Below are 1,785 nucleotides of genomic sequence, written 5' to 3'. Positions count from 1 at the left end.
CGCCTCTTTTTGGGGTGTCATGTCTGCGTCTGAGATGCCTGCGACGGCGACGGGTTTTTTCATGGCGTCGCGGCGGAAGGGTTCGCCGAGTTCCTGGTTGATCAGGGCCTCGATCAGGGTGGTGATACCGTTCTTCTGGTCCTCGATGGCCTGGTTCAGCGCCGCCGTCAGCTCATCCTGGGTGCGGGCGACCACACCTTTCAGACCGCAGGCATTGGCGATGCCGGCATACGACACCTGAGTGTCCAGCTCGGTGCCCACGAAATTGTCGTCGAACCACAGGGTCGAGTTGCGCTTTTCCGCGCCCCACTGGTAGTTGCGGAACACGATCTGGGTGATCGCGGGCCATTCCTCGCGCCCGATCGCGGTCAGTTCGTTCACCGCGATGCCAAAGGCGCCGTCACCGGCAAAGCCCACAACCGGAACATCCGGGCAGCCGATCTTGGCGCCGACGATGGCCGGCAGACCGTAACCGCAGGGGCCAAAGAGGCCCGGGGCCAGGTATTTGCGGCCCTCTTCAAACGACGGATAGGCGTTGCCGATGGCGCAGTTGTTGCCGATGTCGGACGAGATGATCGCCTCTTTCGGCAGCGCGGCCTGGATCGCACGCCAGGCCATGCGGGGGCTCATCCAGTCGGGCTTGGCGTCACGGGCGCGCTGGTTCCAGCTGGTGCCGGGATCGTCATCCTCGTGGTCCATGCTGCTGAGCTGCTGGGCCCAGCGGGATTTCTTCTCGGCGATCTTCGCCTTGCGCTCTTCGCGGCCCTCGTCGCCTGCGGTGTCGCTCAGTTGCGCCAGGATACCGTTCGCCACCTTGGCGGCGTCCCCGATGATGCCGACGCTGACGGTCTTGGTCAGGCCGATGCGATCGGGGTTGATGTCGACCTGGATGATCTTGGCATCGGCGGGCCAGTATTCCATGCCGTAGCCCGGCAGGGTCGAGAAGGGGTTCAGGCGGGTGCCGAGGCACAGAACCACATCCGCCTCGCTGATCAGCTCCATGCCCGCTTTCGAGCCGTTATAGCCCAGCGGACCGGCAAACAGCGGGTGGCTGCCGGGGAAGGCGTCGTTGTGCTGGTAGCCGACGCAGACCGGCGCATCCAGACGCTCGGCGAGCGCTTTCGACGCCGCGATGCCGCCTTCGGCCAGAACCACACCGGCGCCGTTCAGGATCACCGGGTTTTTGGCGTTCGACAGCAGCTCGGCCGCCTGCGCCACGGCGCTCTCGCCGCCCGAGGGGCGTTCGAATTCGACAACGGCGGGCAGGTCGACATCGATGACCTGGGTCCACATGTCGCGCGGGATGTTCAGCTGCGCCGGGCCGCTGGCGCGCTTGGCCTGCATGATCACGCGGTTCAGAACCTCGCAGACGCGGGTCGGGTCGCGGACCTCTTCCTGATAGGCGACCATGTCCTCGAACAGTTTCATCTGCTCGACTTCCTGGAACCCGCCCTGACCGATGGTCTTGTTGGCCGCCTGCGGGGTCACCAGCAGCAGCGGCGTGTGGTTCCAGTAGGCGGTTTTCACCGCGGTCACGAAGTTGGTGATGCCGGGGCCGTTCTGCGCGATCATCATCGACATCTTGCCGGTGGCGCGGGTGTAGCCATCGGCCATCATGCCGCCGCTGCCCTCATGGGCGCAGTCCCAGAACATGATGCCAGCCTTCGGGAACAGATCCGAAATCGGCATCATCGCCGAGCCGATGATCCCGAACGCATGTTCGATCCCGTGCATCTGCAGAACCTTAACAAAAGCCTCTTCCGTCGTCATTCTCATCTGAGTGTT

Annotated in this window: 1 protein-coding gene; it reads right to left on the bottom strand. The window is 64.3% G+C overall.

Annotated features, from left to right (window positions below; translation table 11 throughout):
* A partial coding sequence (gene xsc / locus GOX66_RS25425; RefSeq protein ID WP_170766697.1) for a sulfoacetaldehyde acetyltransferase occupies positions 1-1,776 on the bottom strand: 1,776 nt, incomplete at its 3' end.
* Positions 1,777-1,785: the final 9 nt, after the last annotated feature.

This window comes from Ruegeria lacuscaerulensis (assembly GCF_013031245.1).
GTDB classification, from domain to species: Bacteria; Pseudomonadota; Alphaproteobacteria; order Rhodobacterales; family Rhodobacteraceae; genus Ruegeria; species Ruegeria lacuscaerulensis_C.
This window is presented reverse-complemented; position numbering and strand designations above follow the sequence as displayed.